The sequence below is a fragment of the Bradyrhizobium sp. Bra64 genome, assembly GCF_024519875.1.
GTDB lineage: Bacteria > Pseudomonadota > Alphaproteobacteria > Rhizobiales > Xanthobacteraceae > Bradyrhizobium > Bradyrhizobium japonicum_G.
This window is the reverse complement of record NZ_JALJRD010000001.1, coordinates 16,872-37,262: the sequence shown is the minus strand read 5'-3', so window position 1 is coordinate 37,262 and position 20,391 is coordinate 16,872. Positions and strand designations below refer to the sequence as shown.

Sequence of the window (20,391 nt, the reverse complement as noted above, 5' to 3'; positions counted from 1 at the left end):
CGCTACGCTCGCAATGACGGAGAATGTGTATAGAACGTCGCGTCACATCCCCAGCAATCACTCCGCCGCCAAAATCGTCCCCTCGACCTCGCCGAAGCCGACCCGGTAGCCATCGCCCTGGCACCAGCCGCGCATCACGAGACTGTCGCCGTCTTCCAGGAACGAGCGCTTGGCGCCGCCGGGCAGCTCGACCGGCTCGGTGCCGTTCCAGCTGATCTCCAAGAGGCTGCCGCGCTGGTTCTTCTCGGGCCCGGAAATCGTGCCGCTGCCGAGGAGATCGCCGACATTCATGGCGCAGCCAGAGGAGGCGTGGTGCATCAACTGCTGCACCGAGGACCAATACATGTACCTGAAATTGGTGCGGCTGATGCCGGCCGGCGCATTCGCTCCGACGGCACGCAAGGAGACGTCGAGCTCGACATCGTAATTCTGCGGCTTGCCCTGCTTGAGATAATCCAGTGGCGCCGGCTCCTGCTCCGGCCCCTTTCGGCGGAACGGCTCCAGCGCCTCGCGCGTCACCACCCACGGGCTGATCGAGGTCGCAAACGCTTTGGCGAGGAACGGCCCGAGCGGCACATATTCCCATTGCTGGATATCGCGCGCGCTCCAGTCGTTGAGCAGCACGAAGCCGAAGATCATCTCCTCGGCTTGGCTCTCCGTGAGCATGCCGCCCATCGGCGATGGCTGGCCGACCACCACGCCCATCTCCAGCTCGAAGTCGAGCCGCTTGCACGGCCCGAAGCTCGGCATCTCGACGTTCGGCGGCTTCAGCTGCCCGCGCGGGCGCTTCACCTTGGTGCCGGAGACCACGACGGTCGAGGCGCGGCCGTTATAGGCGATCGGCATATGCAGCCAGTTCGGCTGCAGCGCATTGTCCTTGCCGCGGAACATCACGCCAACATTGGTGGCATGCTCCCTGGAGGAATAGAAATCGGTGTAGCCGGAGACCGCGAACGGCAGATGCAGCCTGACGTCGCGCCTCGGCACCAAGGCTTGCTTGCGCAGTTCGTCATTGTCGCGCAGCTCCGGATGATCCGCGCGCAAGAGCTCGCTGATCCGCGCCCGCGTCTTCGCCCAAACCTTCGGCCCGAGCGCCATGAACGGATTGAGCGAGGCGCCGGAGAACACGCCGAGCGGGCCGACGTCGAGCCGGGAATCCTGCTCGAGCTCCCAGAGATCGAGCACATAATTGCCGATCGCAACGCCGACGCGCGGCGTCGGATTGGTCGCGGTCGAGAACACGCCGTAGGGCAGGTTCTGGATCGGGAAGTCGGAGGACGGATCGACATCGACGAAGGAGCGGAGGCTGGGGTTGTTGGGGTGGGTCGTCACTTTTGGCCCGGTCCTTTCTTCCTTCTCCCCTTGTGGGAGAAGGTGGCGCTAAGCGCCGGATGAGGGGTTCTATCCGCGAGTCCAAATGAGTTAGGGTCACTCGCGGACAGAGACCCCTAACCCGTCTCGCCGCTCCGCGGCGAGCCACCCTCTCCCACAAGGGGAGAGGGGAAGACCGCTAAGGCCGGTTCGGATCGAACCGCTTCTCGAGTCCCTTCCAGCAATCCGCGTAATCGTCCTGCAATGTCGCAGCGTTAGCGGCATGGGCGGTGACGCGCTGCGGGTAGCGGGTCTCGAACATGAAGGCCATGGTGCCGGTCAGCTTCACCGGCTTCAGTTCGCCGTTGCTGGCGTGCTCGAAGGCGTCGCGGTCGGGGCCGTGCGGCAGCATGCAATTGTGCAGGCTCATGCCGCCGGGAACGAAGCCCTGCGGCTTGGCGTCGTAGACGCCGTAGATCAGGCCCATGAACTCGCTCATGATGTTCATGTGATACCAGGGCGGCCGGAAGGTGTTGTCGGCGACCATCCAGCGCTCCGGGAAGATCACGAAATCGATGTTCGCGGTGCCCGCGGTCTCCGACGGCGAGGTCAGCACCGTGAAGATCGAGGGATCGGGATGGTCGAAGCCGATCGCACCGACCGGCGAGAAGGTGCGCAGGTCATACTTGTACGGCGCGTAATTGCCGTGCCAGGCGACCACGTCGATCGGCGAATGCGGCAAGGTCGTCTTGAACAGCGCGCCGCCCCATTTGACGTAGAGCTCGGTCGGCGTGTCCTTGTCCTCGTAATACGCCACGGGGGTGAGGAAGTCGCGCGCATTGGCGAGACAGTTGGCGCCGATCGGGCCGCGCTCCGGCAGCGTCAAGGCGCCGCCATAGTTCTCGCAGAGATAGCCGCGCGCCGGCCCGTTCGGAATCTCGACGCGGAACTTGACGCCGCGCGGGATCACCACGATCTCGCCGGGCTCGGCGTCGATGCGGCCGAACTCGGTGACCAGACGCAGGTTGCCCTGCTGGAGCACGAACATCAGCTCGCCGTCGGCATTGTAGAAATGCTGGTCCACCATCGACTTGGTGATGAGATAGACATGCGCGGCCATGCCGGCTTGCGTGTTGACGTCCCCGGCCGTCGTCATGGTCTGCACGCCCTGGAGGAAGGTCATGTCCTCCTTCGGGATCGGCGCCGGATCCCAGCGCAATTGCGCGATCGGCAGGTCGTTCTCGTGGCAGGGCGCCGAGCGCCACAGACCGGCATCGGCCTTCTCGAAGCGCCCGGAATGCTTCACCGAGGGGCGGATGCGATAGAGCCAGGAGCGCTCGTTGGTGCCGCGCGGCGCGGTGAAGGGCGAACCCGAGAGCTGCTCGGCATAGAGCCCGTAGGCACAACGCTGCGGCGAGTTGCGCCCGATCGGCAGCGCGCCCGGCAGAGCTTCCGTCTCAAAGCTGTTGCCGAAGCCGGACATGTAGCCCGGCGTGACCTGCGCAGAACTGCGAATGATCTGGTCGGGCGAGGTATTGATGTTCATGACTATCCTCCTCCTTGCAAGTTCGCCCACATCTCCTGGTCGCGCTTGTCGGTCCAGATCACGGGGTCGTCGATCCCCGAGGCCTCGTCATAGGCGCGCGACACGTTGAACGGCAGGCAGTGCTCGTAGATGGCAAAGCTCGAAAACTTCGGATCCATCATTTCGCGCGTCGCCGCCATCGATTCCTTCAGCGTGCGCCCCTTGGCGACCGAGATTTCGGCAGCGCCATAGAGCGAGGTGACGAAGTCGCGCGTCATCGCGATGGCCTCGCGCACCGTGGCTGTGCCCTTGAGCGCATCGCCGCGGCCCGGCGCGATCGCCTTTGGATTGAAGTTGCGGATCTCGTTCAGCGTCAGCGGCCATTCGCGCAAATGCGCGTCGCCGCAATAGCAGGCCGAGTGATATTCGATGAGGTCCCCGGAGAACATCACTTCCGCATCCGGCACCCATGCGACGATGTCGCCGGAGGTATGACCGGCGCCAAGCTGCATCAGGCGCACCTCGCGCTTGCCGAGATAGATCGACATCTCGCCTTCGAAGGTCAGCGTCGGCCAGGTCAGGCCGGGAATGCTCGAGGCATCCTGGAACAGGCGCGGGAAGCGGCCGTATTCAGAATCCCAATCCTGCTGGCCGCGCTCCTCGATCAGGCGATAGGTCTCCTGCGAAGCCACGATTCCTTGCGCCTTGTAGGCGGAGGCGCCGAGCACGCGCACGGCGTGATAATGCGATAGCACGACATATTTGATCGGCTTGTCGGTAACGGCGCGGACGCGCTCGATCACCTTGCTCGCCATCGCGGGCGTCGATTGCGCGTCGAACACGAGGCAGCCGTCGTCGCCGACGATGATCGCGCTATTCGGATCGCCCTCCGCGGTGAAGGCGTAGAGATCGGTTCCGATCTCGGAGAAGGTGATCTTCTTCTCGGAGAGATCGCCGGTGGACGCGAAATTCTTCGCCATCAGTTCATCCTTAGGTCACGGGGTTATTGTTGTTGCTGTTGCTGCTGCTGGCCGTCGATCATGCGGCGTTTCGCCAGCAGGATTGCCTCCCGCAGCACGTCGATGTCGCCGATATGGTTGGCGAGGATCAGCACCAGCGCCGCGTCGAAATCGGCGCTCTGCTCGTCGGTAAGGCCGCGATGCGCCTCGACGATGGCGCGAAAGGCATCGTCGGGCCGTGCGAAGTTTGAGCTGGTTGAAAGCGGCATGCGAATCCTCAAGTCACGCCTTTCAATTGAAGCCTTGGGCCCGCGACAGCGCTGCCGCGATCGCCTCGCGCGTCGGATGGCGGAAGCGCGCCGCGACGTAGCCGTCCGGCCGCAGCAGATAGGCAGCACCGGGCTCGGCGTCATAGCGCTTGGCAAGTAGGCCCGAGGGATCGGCAAGCCCGCCCGTGCCGCCGATGCGGATATCCTTCACGCCGTCGGGCGCAGCGACGGCCGCGCCGTTGCTGAACGACAGCAAGGTGAAGTCCGTTCCACCCTTGCGGAGTGCATCCGTCAAATAAGCCTGCTCGCTCTCGCGCGTCGCAACGGGCGCATCGAGCATGGAACAGCCCGGCGGCGGTCCACCGGCCCACGCATCCGCATCATGCGATGACAGCGGCGAGTAATAGCTGCAAGGCACCGACAGCCGGCCGCCATTGACCATGCGCTTGCCGAACTCGGTTTCCTTGGCAAGCGACAGCACCGCCTTGCGCAGCCGCGCTTCCTGATGCGAATTCGGCGCCATGAAATCGGTCGAGCGGGTCGATTCGCGGATGTTTTCGTCGGCGGCCGCGCTGCGCTCGACATGATAGCTCTCGAGCAGGCTCGCGGGCGAGGTCCCGCGCAGGACGCGATCGAGCTTCCAGGACAGGTTTTCCGCGTCTTCAAGTCCGGAATTGGCGCCGCGCGCACCGAACGGCGAGACCTGATGCGCGGAATCGCCCGCGAAGATCACGCGGCCATGGAGGAAACGATCCATCCGCCGGCACTGGAATTTGTAGAGCGAGATCCACTCGAACTCGAACTTGTCGTGCCCGAGCATGCGCGCGATCCGCGGTCGCACGTTCTCCGGCTGCTTCTCGACGAGGGGATCGGCATAGCGGTTGAGCTGGAGATCGATGCGCCAGACATCGTCAGGCTGCCGGTGCAGCAGCGCCGAACGTCCCGCATGAAACGGCGGATCGAACCAGAACCAGCGCTCGGTCGGAAATTCCGCCGTCATCTTGACGTCAGCGATCAGGAACTGATCCTCGAACACCTGCCCGGCGAACTCGGCGCCGACCATCTGCCGCAGCGACGACCGCGCACCGTCGCAGGCGACGACATATTGCGCCTGCAGCCGATAGGCGCCCTCCGGGGTTTCGATCGTCAGCGCGATAGAATCGTTGCGCTGCTCGAGCGCCGTCACCTTGTTGCGCCAGCGCAGGTTGATATCGGGCAGATCGCCGATGCGGTCGACCAGGTAGGCTTCGGCGTAATATTGCTGGAGATTGATGAAGGCCGGCCGTTTGTGACCGTCTTCGGGGAGCAGGTTGAACTGGTAGAGCTGCTGCTCGCCATGAAAAATGCGACCGACGCTCCACACCACGCCCTTCTCGACCATGCGGTCGCCGACGCCGAGCCGGTCCCAATATTCCAGCGAACGTTTCGAGAAGCAGATCGCACGCGAGCCTTCGCCGATGCGATCGGCATCGTCCAGAAGGACGACGCGCTGGCCGCGCTGGGCGAGATCGATCGCCAGCGACAGCCCGACCGGGCCCGCACCGACGACCACCACCGGATGCTCAGCCGGGTTCTGGCCGGAGCGATCCTGATCGGGGTTGCGGCGATAGCCGAACTGGGTCTTGGCTTCGAAGGTCTTGGCTTGATAGGTCTTGACCTGCTGCGTACTGGCCTGCGCCATACACTAACCTCGGCTCTGGTCAGGAGGGGACTGATCTGCTAGATAGTCTCACGTGCAACTATTTTGGACCGGAGCCGGCCGGCCGTCAACTGGAATTCGGAGCGCTCTCCTTGGCGAGGACATCCAGCGACATCGCGCTGAAGGCGCGGGACCGCGAAGAGGCTTCACCGCGGCCCAAAACCCGGCTCGACCTGTTCAAGTTCGTGCCGTTCCGCCTCAACCGGCTCGCGGCGGAAGTCAGTGCCGCGCTTTCGGTCGAATATCAGGAGCGTCACGGGCTCGACATCCCGGCCTGGCGCGTGATCGCAACGCTCGGCTTCCGCAACGATGCCTGCAGCGCGCAATTCATTGCGCAATGCACCCGCACGCACAAATCCACCATCAGCCGCGCGGTGACCATGCTGCTGCATGAGGACCTGATCGAGCGCGTCGAGAACGAAGCCGACCGCCGCGAATTCCGCCTGCGACTGACGAAGAAGGGCCGCGTGCTCTACGAGGAGCTGTTTCCGCAATTGTTGCGGCGGGAAGACGAGATCCTCGCGTGCCTCTCCGCGCAGGAGCGCAAGCAACTCTCTGCCCTGCTCGGCAAGATCGAGCAGAGCCTCGATCTGATCCAGACCAGCGAAGAGGCCGACGCCAAGCAGGCGTATTAGGGCGCGTAATCGTAAAGGCTCAGACGTCGGCTTTTTGGGGGTGAGCAAAGATCTTATACTTCATCAGGGCAGTGCTTTTTGAGCCGCAACGGATGTTAATGGCTTGACTCGTTGGGATTTGCTCTCTGGTGCGATTGGCGGGCGTGAGCGCGAGGCGCACGGATGGAGTTGCCTGCTACCTTGAACCTCGTTGCCATGACGGTGGGCTCACATTTGGAGCTCACAAGACCTGGACGACTGCGCCTAAACTGGTTGAGAAAGCCAGGCAGGCCCGTGACGACACTGGCTTATACAACGGCGCTACTTGTGGCGTTTGCTGCAACTCGCGCATATGCGGCTGACATAGGTTATCTGGCTCCCCCCGGAGTCGCTACAAACGAGTTTCCCTCACCGCAGCGCCCTGTTGCACGGATCGTCAGCCCACGCCGCGCCGCCGAAGAGCGCCGCGACGCCCTCAATGAGGCCGGTCAAATCGCACGTGTTCTCGAACTGAAACCAGGTATGACAGTCGGCGACATTGGAGCAGGCAGTGGCTACCACACGGTCAGGCTCTCCCGCCTCGTCGGACCCGCCGGCTCTGTCATTGCCCAGGACGTCACGCGGGATTACCTCATAGAACTCGCCAGGCGAACAGAACTTCTGAAGTTGACGAACGTGCAATTCGCGCTCGGCGAACCACACGACCCGCGTCTACCCGCTTCTTCGCTGGATGCCGCAATCCTCGTGCATATGTATCACGAGATAGCCCAACCCTATGCCTTCCTCTACAACCTCGCGCCCGCCTTGAAGCAGGGTGCGCGGGTTGGAATTGTCGATCTCGAGCTTCCGACGTCGAAGCATGGCACGCCAATTGAGCTGTTGCGCTGTGAATTGACCGCCGTCGGCTATCGCGAGGTCGCCACCTACAAGCTCGCAGGTGACGGAGGATATTTGGCGATATTCTCTCCGCCGGAGCTAGCGGCTCGAAAATCTCCCCGCGATATAGTTGCTTGTAGGAATCCAGCCGGCGCTCGTTGACACCACGCCAGCCGCCCGCCTCGGAGGCTGAACGTGTCCGGAGAAGGGGCAAGACCGAAAGTCGCCGGCTGAGACTCAAACCGGCGCTTTTCACCCAACTCGGACATCGCGAAAGGTCGGACAGGAGTCCTACTTTGAGTTGAGTTTTCGTGGAATCCGTCCATGATGCGTGTGGCCAGCGCTTGTTTGAGACGAGTCGGGAAGCATGCGTCTTGTTCTAATAATGTTGAAACTTATTGTCGCGATTGTGCTTCTCGGCGTTTTAGTATTCAGCGTCTGGCTAACCTTCATCCCACCCAATGGGCTGCTGTCCGCCACGGCCTATGCGGCAAAAATGGTTTGCTCGAACGTGTTCATTGCCAAACGCGACGCGGATGCGGTGATTATGACCGACGTGGCGTTCGCCCTTCCTCGTGTCGTCAAACGTCTGAACATCAATATCGACAACGCCAACCAGCGTGTCGAAGTGGCATTTCGCGGCCTCTTCGCCAAACGCTATGCCCAATATGAGGAGGAACGCGGTTGCACGCTGGTCTCGAAGGGCGAAATCCCCGATCGCGCCGCGCCGCCCTCACCGTCGGCAATGTCGGATGCGCTCTGGCCGGCCGGCGAGAGGGTGCAATTGTCAGAGGACAAGCGTCTGCTGGCGGCGCTGAACGATCCGGCTCTCCAAGGACCCGGCATGCGCGCGATTGTCGTGGTCCAGGACGGGCGCATCATCGGTGAAACCTACGGCGAAGGCTTCAACGCTTCGACGCCCTTGCAGGGCTGGTCGATGACGAAGACCGTGAACGCCGTCTTGGCCGGCATGGCGATCAAGGACGGAAAGCTTTCGCTCGATCGAAAGAATCTGTTTCCGCAGTGGGCCGGCGACGCGCGCGCGGACATCTCAGTGGCCGATTTGATGGCCATGACAAGCGGATTGCAATGGAGTGAAGATGGTGATTCTCCCGACCCTGACGGGTTGGAGAATCTCGCAAATGATGCGGCGGCTTTCGCGAGGGACCGTCCGCTTGCCGCCTCGCCTGGAACGAAGTTCAACTATTCCGGGGGCTCGTCCGTCCTGTTGGCCCGGCTCTGGCAGAACGCGGTTGGAGCGAACGCGCGAGCGTATCCGCAGGAGCGATTGTTCAAGCCTTTGGGCATGACCAGCGCTGTTCTTGAGGCCGACCCTTCAGGCACATTCCTTGGCGAAGCCTTTCTCTTCGCCAGTGCACATGATTGGGTGCGCTTCGGCGAGTTCCTGCGCTTGAACGGAGAATGGAACGGTGCACAGCTTTTGCCGCCGGCCTTTGTCGATTACATGCGCTCGCCTGTGCCGGCGTCCGACGAGGGACATGGCCCGGTCTACGGTCGCGGACAGCTTTGGTTGGGGCCGGGCCAGGGATTCCGACTCCCTGCCGACACTTTCATGTTGCAAGGGCACCTCCGCCAGGTGATCGCGATCATCCCCTCGCGTAAACTGGTAATCCTGCGCATGGGTTTGACGCGGGAAGATATTGGGTACAGCGTCGCGAAACTGCTGTACGCGATTGTCGCGGCGTGCAGATCGAATAAATGATGCGTTACTTCCGGGTTTGGCCCGACTCGGATCCTCGGCGATGCTCGTTTGCGCGCTGCTTTCAGGAGCACCGCGGATATCAGGCCCGGCTGATCTGAGCCGCAAGAGCGCTCTCGGACCTGCTCGGCGAGATCGAAGCGTGCCTCGACTGATCCAGACCAGCGAAATGGCCGCCGCCAAGCAGGCGTATTAGCCGACGTTGTCATTCCGGGACGCAGCGACAGCGGCGAACCCTGAATCTCAAGCGACAACTTCTGGATTCCGGGTACGCGCTCCGCGCGCCCCGGAATGACGGCTAGGCCGTCACTTCGCAAACGACCGCGACGGCGGCAGGTGCAGCGCCCAGGCGTCGACCTTGTCGCTCGCGCGCGGATAGATCTCCGTCACGATCGGATCGTGTCCGGGAATGAACCTGTCAGGATGGCCGGCGAGACGCTCGATCGTCTCCCAGCCCTGTGCCATGTCGCCGACGTTGTAGACGATCGGGAAAGGGCTCCTGCGCTGGAGATTGGCGTAGTAATGCGCGGCATCAGAGGCCAGCACCACCGGCCCGCGCGCCGTCTCGACCTTGACCACCTGCAAGCCGTCCGAGTGACCGCCGACGCGGTGCACGGTGACGCCGGGCGCGACCTCGCCGTCGCCGGAATAAAAATTGACGCGCTCGCCATAGACATGCCGGACCATCTGCGTGACGTGCTCGACCGAGAACGGATGTCGCAACAGTCCGTTGCACATGCAGCGCCCCGTCGCGTAGGCCATCTCGCGCTCCTGAAGATGGAAGCGCGCGCTCGGGAAGCGGTCGAGATTGCCGGCGTGGTCGTAATGCAGATGTGTCACGATGATGTCGCGTATGGCTGACGCCGCCACACCAAAGCGCTCCAGTGCATCGACCGGATTGAGCGTCAGCTTGCGCGCCCGTGCGCTCGCCTCCTCGGCATTGAAGCCGGTATCGACCAGGATATCGCGGCCGCCGCCGCGGATCAGCCAGACGAAATAGTCGAGATCCTGCGCTGCGCTGTCATGCGGATCCGGCGCCAGGAAGTTCATGCTGGGGGTGCGCGGCGACATCGTCGCGTAGCGCAATGCGTAGATTTCGTAGGCGTTTCCCATGGTTTTGATCTTGCTTTTTTTCTGAGTGGACCTTCAGGCGCGATTAATCGCACCAAGCCATTGTCCGTCGCAAAGGTCAAACACCGGAGATTGCGAAGAGCACAGGCCCGCAATGTGAGACCAATCACATTCTTGTCGCCATGACTGCCCTAACGTGCAACGGCAATACCAACCAGAATGTACCGAGTCCAACTGTGACCGCCCGTTTATTCCCCTCGCAACGTGCCCGGCTGTCGCGGTCAATTGTCGCGATAACGCCGAATCTGCAAGCGGTTGACGCCCCCCTTCCCCGGTTTGATAATGCACATTGCGTAAGTTAAGGTCGCCGCGGCGCAAGCTGGAACGGCGCCTTTTTGGCTGGACCGCGCTGATTATGAAAATTCGCCTTCTTTTCCTTCTGCCCCTGCTCGTCTCGCTCATCCCGACCGCGCCGTCGCGGGCGGCCGGTGATCGCTTTGCGCTGGTCATCGGCAACGCCAAATATCCAGACGCCGACGCCCCGCTGAAGGAACCGCTCAACGATGCGCGCGACGTCGCCGACGAGCTCAAGCGCGACGGCTTTTCCGTCGAGATCGGCGAGAACCTGACCGGCGACGGCATGCGCCGCGCTTTCGACAAGCTCTACAGCAAGATCAAGCCGGGGTCGGTGGCGCTGGTGTTCTTCAGCGGCTTCGGCATCCAGTCGGCGCGGCAAAGCTATTTGCTGCCGGTCGACGCGCAGATCTGGACCGAATCCGACGTGCGCCGCGACGGCGTCGGCCTCGAAACCGTGCTCGGAGAGCTCAATACCCGCGGCGCCGGCGTCAAGATCGCGCTGGTCGACGCCAGCAGGCGCAACCCGTTCGAGCGCCGGTTCCGCAGCTTCTCGGCCGGCCTCACGCCCGTCATCGCGCCGAACGGCACGCTGGTGATGTATTCGGCGGCGCTGGCCTCGGTGGTCTCGGACGTCGGCGGCGAGCACAGCCTGTTCGTCCAGGAACTGCTCAAGGAAATCCGCGTCCCCGACCTGATGGCCGAGGAGACGTTGAACCGCACCAAGATGGGCGTCACCCGCGCCTCCCGCGGCGAGCAGGTGCCGTGGATATCCTCGTCGCTGGCCGAAGATTTCTCGTTCATTCCGGGGGCCGGCGGATCGCGTCCGACAACGACGCCGCCACCCCCGCCTCCCGCGCCGCCGCCCGTCGTCGCCAACAACCCGCCACCGGCCCCACCCGCGCCGCCGTCACCGCCTCCGGCACCGAAGCCGGCCGACACGGCGGTCGCGCCTGCGCCGGCTCCGTCACCAAAACCTCAGGTCGAGGCAGCCTTGCCGCCGGCGCCACCGCCGGTGAAGCCGGCCGAGACCACCCCCGCGCCAAGCATGGATAGCGGGCCGAGCGCGGCCGTGCTGGCGGAGGACCCGACCATCAAGGGACTGACGGCCAAGATCGCCGCCAATCCGGACGACGTGAACGCGCTGTACCGGCGCGGCCAGGTCTATGCCAGCAAGGGCGCCTACAACCTGGCCATCAAGGATTTCGACGAGACGCTCCGGATCAACGCGAAAGACGTCGAGGCTCTGAACAACCGCTGCTGGACCCGCACCGTGATTGGCGACCTCCAGGGCGCGCTCAAGGATTGCAACGAGGCCCTGCGGCTGCGGCCGAACTTCGTCGACGCGCTGGACAGCCGCGGGCTGGTCAATCTGAAATCGGGAGCGGTCAAGAACGCCATCGCCGATTTCGACGCGGCCCTGAGGATCAACCCGCGCCTGACCTCCTCGCTGTTCGGACGCGGGATCGCCAAGCAGCGCAATGGCTCGGCCCAGGAAGGCGCGCTCGACATCGCCAATGCCAAGGCGATGGACCCGAACATTGTTCAGGAATTCGCAAGCTACGGAGTGCGTTGATATTTCTTTGAATCGAGGCCGGTGTGCCTCGAACCCCCGGCGGCCCGGCGAAGACTAACCGAACGGATGCCGCAAGCCGCCCCTTCGGGGCTGAGTGCAGAGATTATGGAACCGCGCCAGCTAGCTGCGCAGGAGGGACTGGCTATGAGATTGGCTGCCAAGGGACTTACCGCGATCCTGTCCATCATGACCATCGGCGCCGCCCTGTCGCTGACGACCCCGCTCGCCTTCGCGGGCGACGACGGCAACAGCAAGAACGTCACCGAGGACGAGATCGTCCGCGCGCTGGCGCCGCCGGCGAAAAAGCCGCTGACCCGCGGCCTCTCGATCGCTCCGCAGGCCGATCCCGCACCGAATGCGGCTGAGACCAAGCTGATCCAGTCCGTGCGCGGCCGCTCGACGCGCTCGCTCTCCTCGACCGAGCGCGAGGAAATCGCGTCGGTGGCCAAGGACAAGCCGAATATCGATCTGGAAATCACGTTCGACTACAACTCGGCCAATATCAGCGCCAAATCGCTTGCCTCGGTACAGGCGCTCGGTCGCGCGCTGACCAGTCCCGACCTGAAAGGTTCGACCTTCGTGGTCGCCGGCCACACCGACGCCGCCGGCGGCGAGGGCTACAATCAGGACCTGTCGGAGCGCCGCGCGGATTCGATCAAGCGCTACCTCGTCGACAAGTACAGCATCTCCGCGACCGATCTCGTCACCGTCGGCTACGGCAAGAGCAAGCTGAAGGACCCGAGCCAGCCGTTGGCGGAGGTCAACCGCCGCGTGCAGGTCGTCAACATGGAAAACAAGACCACCGCATCGAAGTGAGCACGACGTAATCCTTTGAAGTGACAAGTCGTGATGTGGTGTAAAGTCTCGCTCCCGGAGCGCGTCCCGCAGCCTTGCGGGACGCTGCTTCATTTCGCGGAAACGCTCGCTATGGGCCGCGTGCGGATGGCCGTGAGCCAGGCCAGGACGATCCGGCGATGAATCTCTCCGAATATCTAAAGCCGGCCGGAACGGTCGTCTTCGTCGTCGCGCTCGGCGTCGGCTATTACCTGTTCGAGCACCGGCATCGCGCCGAGCCCAAGGAAACGCCGAGCGAGGCGCAGGTCATCGTGACCAAGTCGACCAATGCGTGCTTCTCGGACCTGGTCCGGGTGACCGGCTTCTTCGTGCCGCGCCGTGAGGCCGTGGTCGTCGCCGACCAGGAGGGATCGAGGGTCACTGACCTCTTCGTCACCGAGGGCACCCTTGTCACCGACAATCAGGAATTGGCGCGCCTGACCGCGCCGCCCCAGATCCCGGGCCAGCAGCAGCGGCCCGGCCCGCAAGGCCCGGTTTCGCTGAAGGCGTCCGCGCCGGGCCTCGTCACCGAAGTTCGCACCATCGTCGGCGCGCCGGCCTCGCCGCAGGCCGGCCCGATGTTCCGCATCGCCGTCAACAACGAGATCGAGCTGGACGCGCAGGTCCCGGCGGTGCACATGCCCAAGCTGAGCTCAGGCGCGACCGTTCGCATCAGCCGCGACGACGCGCCCGATTTGATCGGCAGGGTTCGGCTGGTCGCGCCCGAAATCGATCGCGCGACCCAGCTCGGCCGCGTCCGCATCAGCGTCACCAACAATCCCTCGCTGAAAGTCGGCGTGTTCGCCCGCGCCTCGATCGACGCCAAGCGCAGCTGCGGCGTCGCGGTTCCCAAGACCGCGATCGACCATCTCACCGTGCAGGTCGTCAAGGGCAACATTATCGAGACGCGCAAGGTGCGGGTCGGACTGTCTTCCGACAGCGCCACGGAAATCCTGGAAGGCCTCGAGGTCGGCGAAATCGTCGTGGCCGACGCGGGCTCTTCGCTGCATGACGGCGACCAGATCAAGACCATGTTCGCCGATGAACTCGATCGCACGCGGGTACGCTGATGGCTCTCAATATCTCGGCATGGTCGATCCGCAATCCGCTGCCGTCGGTCGTTTTCTCGATCATCCTGCTGATCCTCGGCTGGGTGTCCTTCACCAAGCTCGCGGTGACGCGGCTGCCCTCGGCCGACATTCCCGTGATCTCGGTCGCGGTGTCGCAGTTCGGCGCAGCACCCGCCGAGCTGGAATCCCAGGTCACCAAGACGGTTGAAGACGCGGTCTCAGGCGTCGAGGGCGTCAGGCACATCACCTCACAGATCACCGACGGCCTGTCGGTGACCACCATCCAGTTCGCGCTCGAGACCAACACCGACCGTGCGCTCAACGACGTCAAGGACGCGGTGACGCGCGTGCGCTCCAACCTGCCGCAGAACGTCACCGAGCCGCTGATCCAGCGCGTCGACGTCATCGGATTGCCTATCGTCACCTATGCCGCGATCTCGCCCGGCAAGACGCCGGAGCAGCTCTCCTATTTCGTCGACGACGTGGTCAAGCGCGCGCTGCAAGGCGTGCGCGGCGTCGCCCAGGTCGAGCGCATCGGCGGTGTCGAGCGCGAGATCCTGGTCTCGCTCGATCCGGACCGTTTGCAGGCGATGGGGCTGACCGCCGTCAATGTCAGCCAGAGCCTGCGCGGCACCAATGTCGACGTCGCCGGCGGGCGCGCCGAGATCGGAAAGAACGACCAGGCGATCCGCACGCTCGCGGGCGCCAAGACGCTGGGCGACCTTGCCGGCACAATGATCCCGCTGTTCGGCGGCGGCGAGGTCCGGCTCGACGACCTCGGCACCGTCACCGACACCATTGCAGACCGCCGCACCTTCGCCCGCTTCAACGGCGAGCCGATCGTCGCGCTCGGCATCAAGCGTTCCAAAGGCGCGAGCGACGTGAAGGTGGCCGAGGCCGTGCAGAAGCGCATCGACGCGCTCAAGGCCGCCTATCCCGACGTCGACCTGAAGGTGATCGATACCTCGGTCGAATATACCAACGGCAATTACCACGCGGCGATCTCGACCCTGTTCGAAGGCGCTATCCTCGCCGTCGTCATCGTACTGTTGTTCCTGCGCGACCTGCGTGCCACCATCATTGCAGCGATCTCGCTGCCATTGTCGATCTTCCCGGCGTTCTGGGCGATGGACCTGCTCGGCTTCTCGCTCAACCTCGTCAGCTTTCTCGCCATCACGCTGTCGACAGGTATCCTCGTCGACGACGCCATCGTCGAGATCGAGAACATCGTCAGGCACATGAACATGGGCAAGTCGCCCTATCGTGCCGCGCTCGAAGCCGCCGACGAGATCGGCCTTGCCGTGATCGCGATCTCGCTGACGATCATCGCGATCTTCGCGCCTGCGAGCTTCATGTCGGGCATCGCCGGACAGTTCTTCAAGCAGTTCGGCATCACCGTCTCGGTGCAGGTGTTCTTCTCGCTGCTCGCGGCGCGCTTCGTCACGCCGGTGCTCGCCGCCTACTTCCTCAAACATGGCAATCACGAAGAGCCGCCGCCCGGCCGCGTGCTGCGGTCCTATCACAGGATCGTGGCGTGGTCGGTGAAGCACTATTTCATCACGGTGCTGGTCGGCTTCGGCGTCTTCGCCGCCTCGATCTGGAGCATCACGCTGCTGCCGCAGGGCTTCCTGCCGGCGCAGGACAGCGCGCGCTCGCTGCTTGCCCTCGAGCTACCGCCGGGCACCCAGCTCGCCTACACCGAAAAGGTCACCGAGGACATCGTCGCGCGCCTGCGCAAGCGGCCCGAGGTCAAGAGCATCTTCGTCGACGGCGGGCGCGTCCCACCGGGGACCCAGGAAGTCCGGCGCGCCGCCTTGATCATCAACTACACGCCCAAGGACAGCCGCGACATCACCCAGCGCGAGCTCGAATTCTCGATCAGCCAGGAGCTGGAGAACGTTCCCGACATCCGCTTCTGGTTCCTCGACGAGAACGGCCTGCGCGCCATCTCGCTGGTCGTGACCGGGGTCGACGCCAACATCGTCAACAACGTCGCCAGCGAGCTCGCGACGCAGATGAAGCGGATTCCGACCATCTCGAACGTGATCTCGGAAACCACGCTGGAGCGACCCGAGCTGCGTGTCGAACCGCGCGCCGATCTTGCCGCACGCCTCGGTGTCTCGACCGAAAGCCTGTCGCAGACCATCCGCGTCGCCACCATCGGCGACGTCGGGCCGGCGCTCGCCAAGTTCGACGTCGGCGACCGTCTGGTGCCGATCCGCGTGCAGCTCGAGGATGCCGCGCGCGGCAATCTGAAGACGCTTGAACAGTTGCGCGTGCCGCTCGGCGAGCACGGCGAAAAGGGCGGCGTGCCGCTCTCGGTCATCGCCGACGTCAAGCTCGACCAGGGTCCGACCAGCATCAACCGCTACGACCGCGAGCGGCAGGCGACCGTCGCGGCCGATCTCGTCGGTTCCGCAGCACTCGGCGACGCCACCAAGAAGATCTACGACCTGCCGGTCATGAAGAGCCGGCCGAAGGGCGTGAAGGTCTCGCCCTCCGGCGACGCCGAGAGCCTGAACGAATTGTCCGACGGCTTTGCCACCGCGATCACGGCGGGCCTGATGATGGTCTACGCCGTGCTGGTGCTGCTGTTCGGCACCTTCCTGCAGCCGATCACCATCCTGTTCTCGCTGCCGCTCTCGATCGGCGGCGCGATCGCGGCCCTGCTCGTCACCGGCAAGCAGCTCACGACACCGGTGTGGATCGGCATCCTGATGCTGATGGGCATCGTCACCAAGAACGCGATCATGCTGGTGGAATTCGCCATCGAATCCATCCACGCCGGCAAGCCGCGCGAGGAAGCCATGATCGATGCCGGCATGAAGCGGGCCCGCCCGATCGTGATGACCACGATCGCGATGGCCGCCGGAATGATGCCGAGCGCGCTCGCGGTCGGCGCCGGCGGCGAGTTCCGCTCGCCAATGGCGCTCGCGGTGATCGGCGGCCTGATCTTCTCGACCATCCTGTCGCTGGTGTTCGTGCCCGCGATGTTCATGGTGATGGACGATCTCGGCGCCCTGATCTGGCGCTTCGGCAAGCGGCTGGTCGTGCACAGCGAGGATGCGGAGACCGCCGGGCATCACGAAGCCGCGCCCGCCGAAGCGGCATCAGCGCCGAAGAACATCGTGCACCCTGCGGCGGAGTAGCCGTAGCACCGACGTCAGGTACGCAAGGCAGTTCAGCGGCCTCCATCCGCGAGCCCGACATAGCCGAGGATCGTGTTCGCTACGAAACGTTCAGGCGTACCGGTCGTGCCGTGCCGCTCGAGACGGTGAAAGCCTGGGTGGCGAGCTGGGGGCTCTTCCGACGAACTGCCTCGCCCCGATTGCAGCAACCCAGCGTAGCTGCCCCTTACTCGTTCCGCGCGATCGCCGTCAGCTTGGTCATGTTCCGCAGCAGGATGCGGCCCCGCTGCAGATCCAGAATCGCCTCCTTGCGCCAGGCCTGAAGCTGGCGGTTGACGCTTTCGCGGGCGGCACCGACGAAGACGCCGAGCTGCTCCTGGGAGATGTGGACCTCCGAGCCGAAATCGGCGGCGAGCGCGCAGAGCCGCCGCGCCAGTCGCACCGGCAGCGGTTGCAGCATGGACTCTTCCATGCGCTCGCTCTGCCAGCGGATGCGCTGGCAGAGCAGCGCGATGATCTTGATCGCGACCTTCGGCTCGCGTTCGAGGAAGGCGAGAAAATCTTCGCGCCGCAGCACGAACAATTCGCTGGCTTCGCCCGCGGTCGCATCCGCCGTGCGGCTCTGGCCGTCCAGCACCGCAACCTCGCCGAACAGATCGCCCGGCCCCATGAAATTCAGCGTCAGCCGGCTGCCGTCGGAGGCGCCGGTCTCGATGCGGACCTGTCCGCGGCGCACGCCGAACAACGCGTCGCCCGCATCGCCCTTCTGGAACAGCACCTCGCCGTTCCCCAGATGCTGGGTGTGGCAGAGATTCGACAACCGCTGGAGCTCGTCTGCGCCGAGATCAGCGAACATCGCGTTCATCTTCAGGATGACCGCAAATTCGGCCTGCTTGCTCATTTCAATGTCCTTGTGAATTTCCTTGGCCAGATTCCCTGGCCGGTTTTCCCTGGCAAATCGCTTGGAACCATCAAGATCAGGATCGCGTAAAACCGCGCCGGCGAAGTGTGTCATAAGTCACATAACTTTGCAGCACCCCCGGACTATTTTTACGCGCTTGGAGCCGCTTCCCGTCCGGGGATAAACTCAGGCGCAAAGGACGGATGGGAGGCCGGATTCGACGCCGATCGTCCGTCGCTGGAAAGTCGACATGAGAGCAGTGAAATTCGCCGGCGCGGCTTTGGCCGCCGTCATCATCGTGATCGCACTCCTGCTGGTGGTCGGGATCCCCTCGGGTTTCCTGACCTCGACGATTGCCTCGCGGGTCGAGAGCGCGACCGGCTATCGCCTGTCGATCGACGGCACCACCAGGATCAGCCTGTGGCCGACGCTGAACGTGACACTGAACGACCTTTCGCTTGCCGACCCCAAGGACCGCAGCGGTATCACGCGCCTGACCATCGACAGCGTGCAGGCCGACATGTCGCTCTCGAGCGTATGGTCGGGCCGTCCGAAGGTCAGCGAGCTCGTCGTCACCCATCCCGTGCTCTACCAGCCGCTGCTGCGTGAGCGCCTGCCGAATGCCGGCGGCGCGTCGAAACCGCTCGCGCTCGATACGGACGGCGCCGCCATCGACCGCATCACGATCACCGATGGCGAGGTCGCATTCGCGCGCGCGCGTGATCGCGTCGAGAGCCGCATCAGCGCCATCAATGCCGACGCGACCGTCGGCCGCGACCGCAAGATCAACATCACCGGCACCGCGCGGGTCGGCGAGCACCCGACCAAGTTCGACATCAAGGCGACCACGCCGGTACCGCCGGCCGACCGGCCGACGATTCCGGTGGATTTCGCCATCGATATGCCCGATGTGCTGAAATCCCGGCTCGCGGGTCATGCCGAGATGCGGCTGAGCGGCGATGTCGTGATGATCAACGGCGTGAATGGCACGCTCGGCGACGGCGCCTTCAACGGCTGGGCCTCGGTCGACATCGCGAGCAAGCCTCTGGTGAAGGTCGATCTCGACTTCCAGCGGCTCGCGATCCCGCTGGCGAAATCGCCGCAAGGCGCGTCCGGGCAGCCCTGGAGCGATGCGCCGATCGACGTCTCCGGGCTCAACTATGTCGATGCGCAGATCAGGATTTCCGCGCACGAAGCCGTCATCGGCGACGCGCGCCTCGCACCGCTGGCACTCGATGCAAAGCTCGCCGGCGGCGTGCTGAAGGCCGGCACCGCCAATCTCGGCGCCTATGGCGGCCAGGTCTCGGGCGAGGTGATCCTGGACGCGACCAGCGGCGCGCCGAGCTTTGCCATGCACTCCGACCTCACCGGCGTGCGCGCGCTGCCGCTGCTGCAGGGCCTTGCCGAATTCGACCGGATCGACGGCAAGCTGCAGGCCAAGCTCGCGCTGCGCAGCGCCGGCACCAGCCAGCGCGCGCTGATGGCGAACATGCAGGGCACCGCCTTCGTCACCTTCCAGGACGGCGCCATTCGCGGCATCAACGTCGCGCAGATGATCCGCTCGCTGACATCGGGCACGCTGTCGGGCTGGCAGGCCAATCAGAACAGTAACCAGAACAACAGCCAGGAGCAGAGCACGGATCTGTCGCAGCTGTCGGCGTCCTTCCGTATCGACAAGGGCCAGGCGGTGACGACCGATCTCAATCTGATCGGACCGCTGGTCCGCGTCACCGGCGCCGGCACGATCGCACTCGACACCAAGATGATGGGTTTTCGCGTCGAGCCGAAGCTGGTGATGACGACCGAAGGTCAGGGCCGCGCGTCCGAGCCGGTCGGCTTCGGCATTCCCGTGATGATCCAGGGCCCCTGGTCGCAGCCGCGGATCTTCCCCGACATGGCCGGCATGCTGGACAATCCGGATGCTGCCTATGCCAAGCTGCGCGAGATGGGCAAGGGCCTGTTCGGTCCCGACGGCGCCGGGCTCGGCAATATCCTGGGCAGCCTCGGTGGTAATCTTGGTGGTAACCTTGGGTTGGGCGGCGCCACCGCGCCCGGCGGCAGCAACGCGGCCGGCGATGCCAATCCGCAAACGCAAACCCAGCAGCCGGGACAGAACAATTTGCTCGGCGGCCCCTTGGGCGAGGCGATCGGCAATCTGATTCAGCAGGGGCTTTCCAGTGGCGCGGGAAACGGCACCGGCACCGCGACGGGCGCCAGCCGCAGCCGCAGCCTGCCGGCAGCGCCATCCACACCGGCGCCGCAGGCCTCGCCCGCGTCCCCCGCCCTGGAGGACCCGCCGGCTGCACAGCAGGACAGTCAGCCGATGAACGACGTGCTGCGGCAGCTCTTTAATCGATGATTGCAGGACCAAAGCGCCGGACTCCAAGCCCTGCCCTTAACCAAGTCCTCCCCTTACATCGGCTTCCCCGCTCACGGCTTCCTCCAAAAGGATGAGACTGCGACAATTGATCACCCTTCCGCCGC

At 64.3% G+C, this 20,391-nt stretch carries 15 protein-coding genes; 8 read left to right on the top strand and 7 right to left on the bottom strand.

Annotation, left to right across the window (positions count from 1 at the left end):
• Nucleotides 1-57 precede the first annotated feature (57 nt).
• The 5 genes from fahA to NR187_RS00135 form a co-directional block, all read right to left on the bottom strand.
• The gene (fahA, locus tag NR187_RS00155; RefSeq protein WP_256805423.1) at nucleotides 58-1,332 is read right to left on the bottom strand and encodes a fumarylacetoacetase; all 1,275 of its coding nucleotides are present in this window, start codon (nucleotides 1,330-1,332) and stop codon (nucleotides 58-60) included.
• Nucleotides 1,333-1,510: 178 nt separating this feature from the next.
• On the bottom strand, nucleotides 1,511-2,857 hold the full coding sequence (gene hmgA / locus NR187_RS00150; RefSeq protein ID WP_256805422.1) for a homogentisate 1,2-dioxygenase: 1,347 nt from the start codon (nucleotides 2,855-2,857) through the stop codon (nucleotides 1,511-1,513).
• 2 nt (nucleotides 2,858-2,859) lie between these two features.
• Entirely contained in the window at nucleotides 2,860-3,816 is a 957-nt protein-coding gene (locus NR187_RS00145) for an MBL fold metallo-hydrolase (RefSeq protein WP_256805421.1), read from the bottom strand.
• Nucleotides 3,817-3,839: 23 nt separating this feature from the next.
• Entirely contained in the window at nucleotides 3,840-4,064 is a 225-nt protein-coding gene (locus NR187_RS00140; RefSeq protein WP_211387228.1) for a DUF2783 domain-containing protein, read from the bottom strand.
• A 22-nt stretch (nucleotides 4,065-4,086) separates the two neighbouring features.
• Complete coding sequence (locus NR187_RS00135; protein WP_256805420.1) at nucleotides 4,087-5,745, bottom strand: FAD-dependent oxidoreductase; 1,659 nt, start codon at nucleotides 5,743-5,745, stop codon at nucleotides 4,087-4,089.
• A 110-nt stretch (nucleotides 5,746-5,855) separates the two neighbouring features.
• On the opposite strand from NR187_RS00135, the gene NR187_RS00130 reads away from it, so the two are divergent.
• From NR187_RS00130 to NR187_RS00120, 3 genes are all read left to right on the top strand, one after another.
• Nucleotides 5,856-6,398 (top strand): MarR family winged helix-turn-helix transcriptional regulator, encoded by a 543-nt coding sequence (locus NR187_RS00130; protein ID WP_256805419.1) that lies wholly within the window; start codon nucleotides 5,856-5,858, stop codon nucleotides 6,396-6,398.
• A gap of 273 nt (nucleotides 6,399-6,671) precedes the next feature.
• Entirely contained in the window at nucleotides 6,672-7,415 is a 744-nt protein-coding gene (locus NR187_RS00125; RefSeq protein ID WP_372702960.1) for a class I SAM-dependent methyltransferase, read from the top strand.
• Between the two features lie 205 nt (nucleotides 7,416-7,620).
• Complete coding sequence (locus NR187_RS00120; protein WP_256805417.1) at nucleotides 7,621-8,976, top strand: serine hydrolase; 1,356 nt, start codon at nucleotides 7,621-7,623, stop codon at nucleotides 8,974-8,976.
• 303 nt (nucleotides 8,977-9,279) lie between these two features.
• Here NR187_RS00120 and NR187_RS00115 read toward each other — a convergent pair whose 3' ends face one another.
• Nucleotides 9,280-10,086, bottom strand: a complete 807-nt coding sequence (locus NR187_RS00115; protein ID WP_256805416.1) for an N-acyl homoserine lactonase family protein — start codon at nucleotides 10,084-10,086, stop codon at nucleotides 9,280-9,282.
• Between the two features lie 373 nt (nucleotides 10,087-10,459).
• Here NR187_RS00115 and NR187_RS00110 point away from each other — a divergent pair, with 373 nt between their 5' ends.
• The 4 genes from NR187_RS00110 to NR187_RS00095 all read left to right on the top strand — a co-directional run bounded on the left by NR187_RS00110 (nucleotide 10,460) and on the right by NR187_RS00095 (nucleotide 17,027).
• A complete protein-coding gene (locus NR187_RS00110) occupies nucleotides 10,460-11,974 on the top strand; it encodes a caspase family protein (RefSeq protein ID WP_211387222.1) in 1,515 nt (504 codons plus the stop codon).
• A gap of 144 nt (nucleotides 11,975-12,118) precedes the next feature.
• Nucleotides 12,119-12,790, top strand: coding sequence for an OmpA family protein (locus NR187_RS00105; protein WP_211387221.1), 672 nt, complete (start codon nucleotides 12,119-12,121; stop codon nucleotides 12,788-12,790).
• A gap of 158 nt (nucleotides 12,791-12,948) precedes the next feature.
• Nucleotides 12,949-13,878: an efflux RND transporter periplasmic adaptor subunit gene (locus NR187_RS00100; RefSeq protein WP_211387220.1), complete on the top strand. Its 930-nt coding sequence runs from the start codon at nucleotides 12,949-12,951 to the stop codon at nucleotides 13,876-13,878.
• Nucleotides 13,878-17,027, top strand: coding sequence for an efflux RND transporter permease subunit (locus NR187_RS00095; RefSeq protein ID WP_211387219.1), 3,150 nt, complete (start codon nucleotides 13,878-13,880; stop codon nucleotides 17,025-17,027). The genes NR187_RS00100 and NR187_RS00095 overlap by 1 nt, the downstream gene beginning before the upstream one ends.
• 205 nt (nucleotides 17,028-17,232) lie before the next feature.
• Here the strand turns inward: NR187_RS00095 and NR187_RS00090 are convergent, their stop codons facing one another.
• Nucleotides 17,233-17,907 carry a Crp/Fnr family transcriptional regulator gene (locus NR187_RS00090; protein WP_211387218.1) on the bottom strand — a complete coding sequence of 225 codons (675 nt, stop codon included), beginning with the start codon at nucleotides 17,905-17,907 and terminating at the stop codon, nucleotides 17,233-17,235.
• Nucleotides 17,908-18,157: 250 nt separating this feature from the next.
• On the opposite strand from NR187_RS00090, the gene NR187_RS00085 reads away from it, so the two are divergent.
• Entirely contained in the window at nucleotides 18,158-20,266 is a 2,109-nt protein-coding gene (locus NR187_RS00085; protein WP_256805415.1) for an AsmA family protein, read from the top strand.
• The last annotated feature ends 125 nt before the right edge of the window (nucleotides 20,267-20,391 follow it).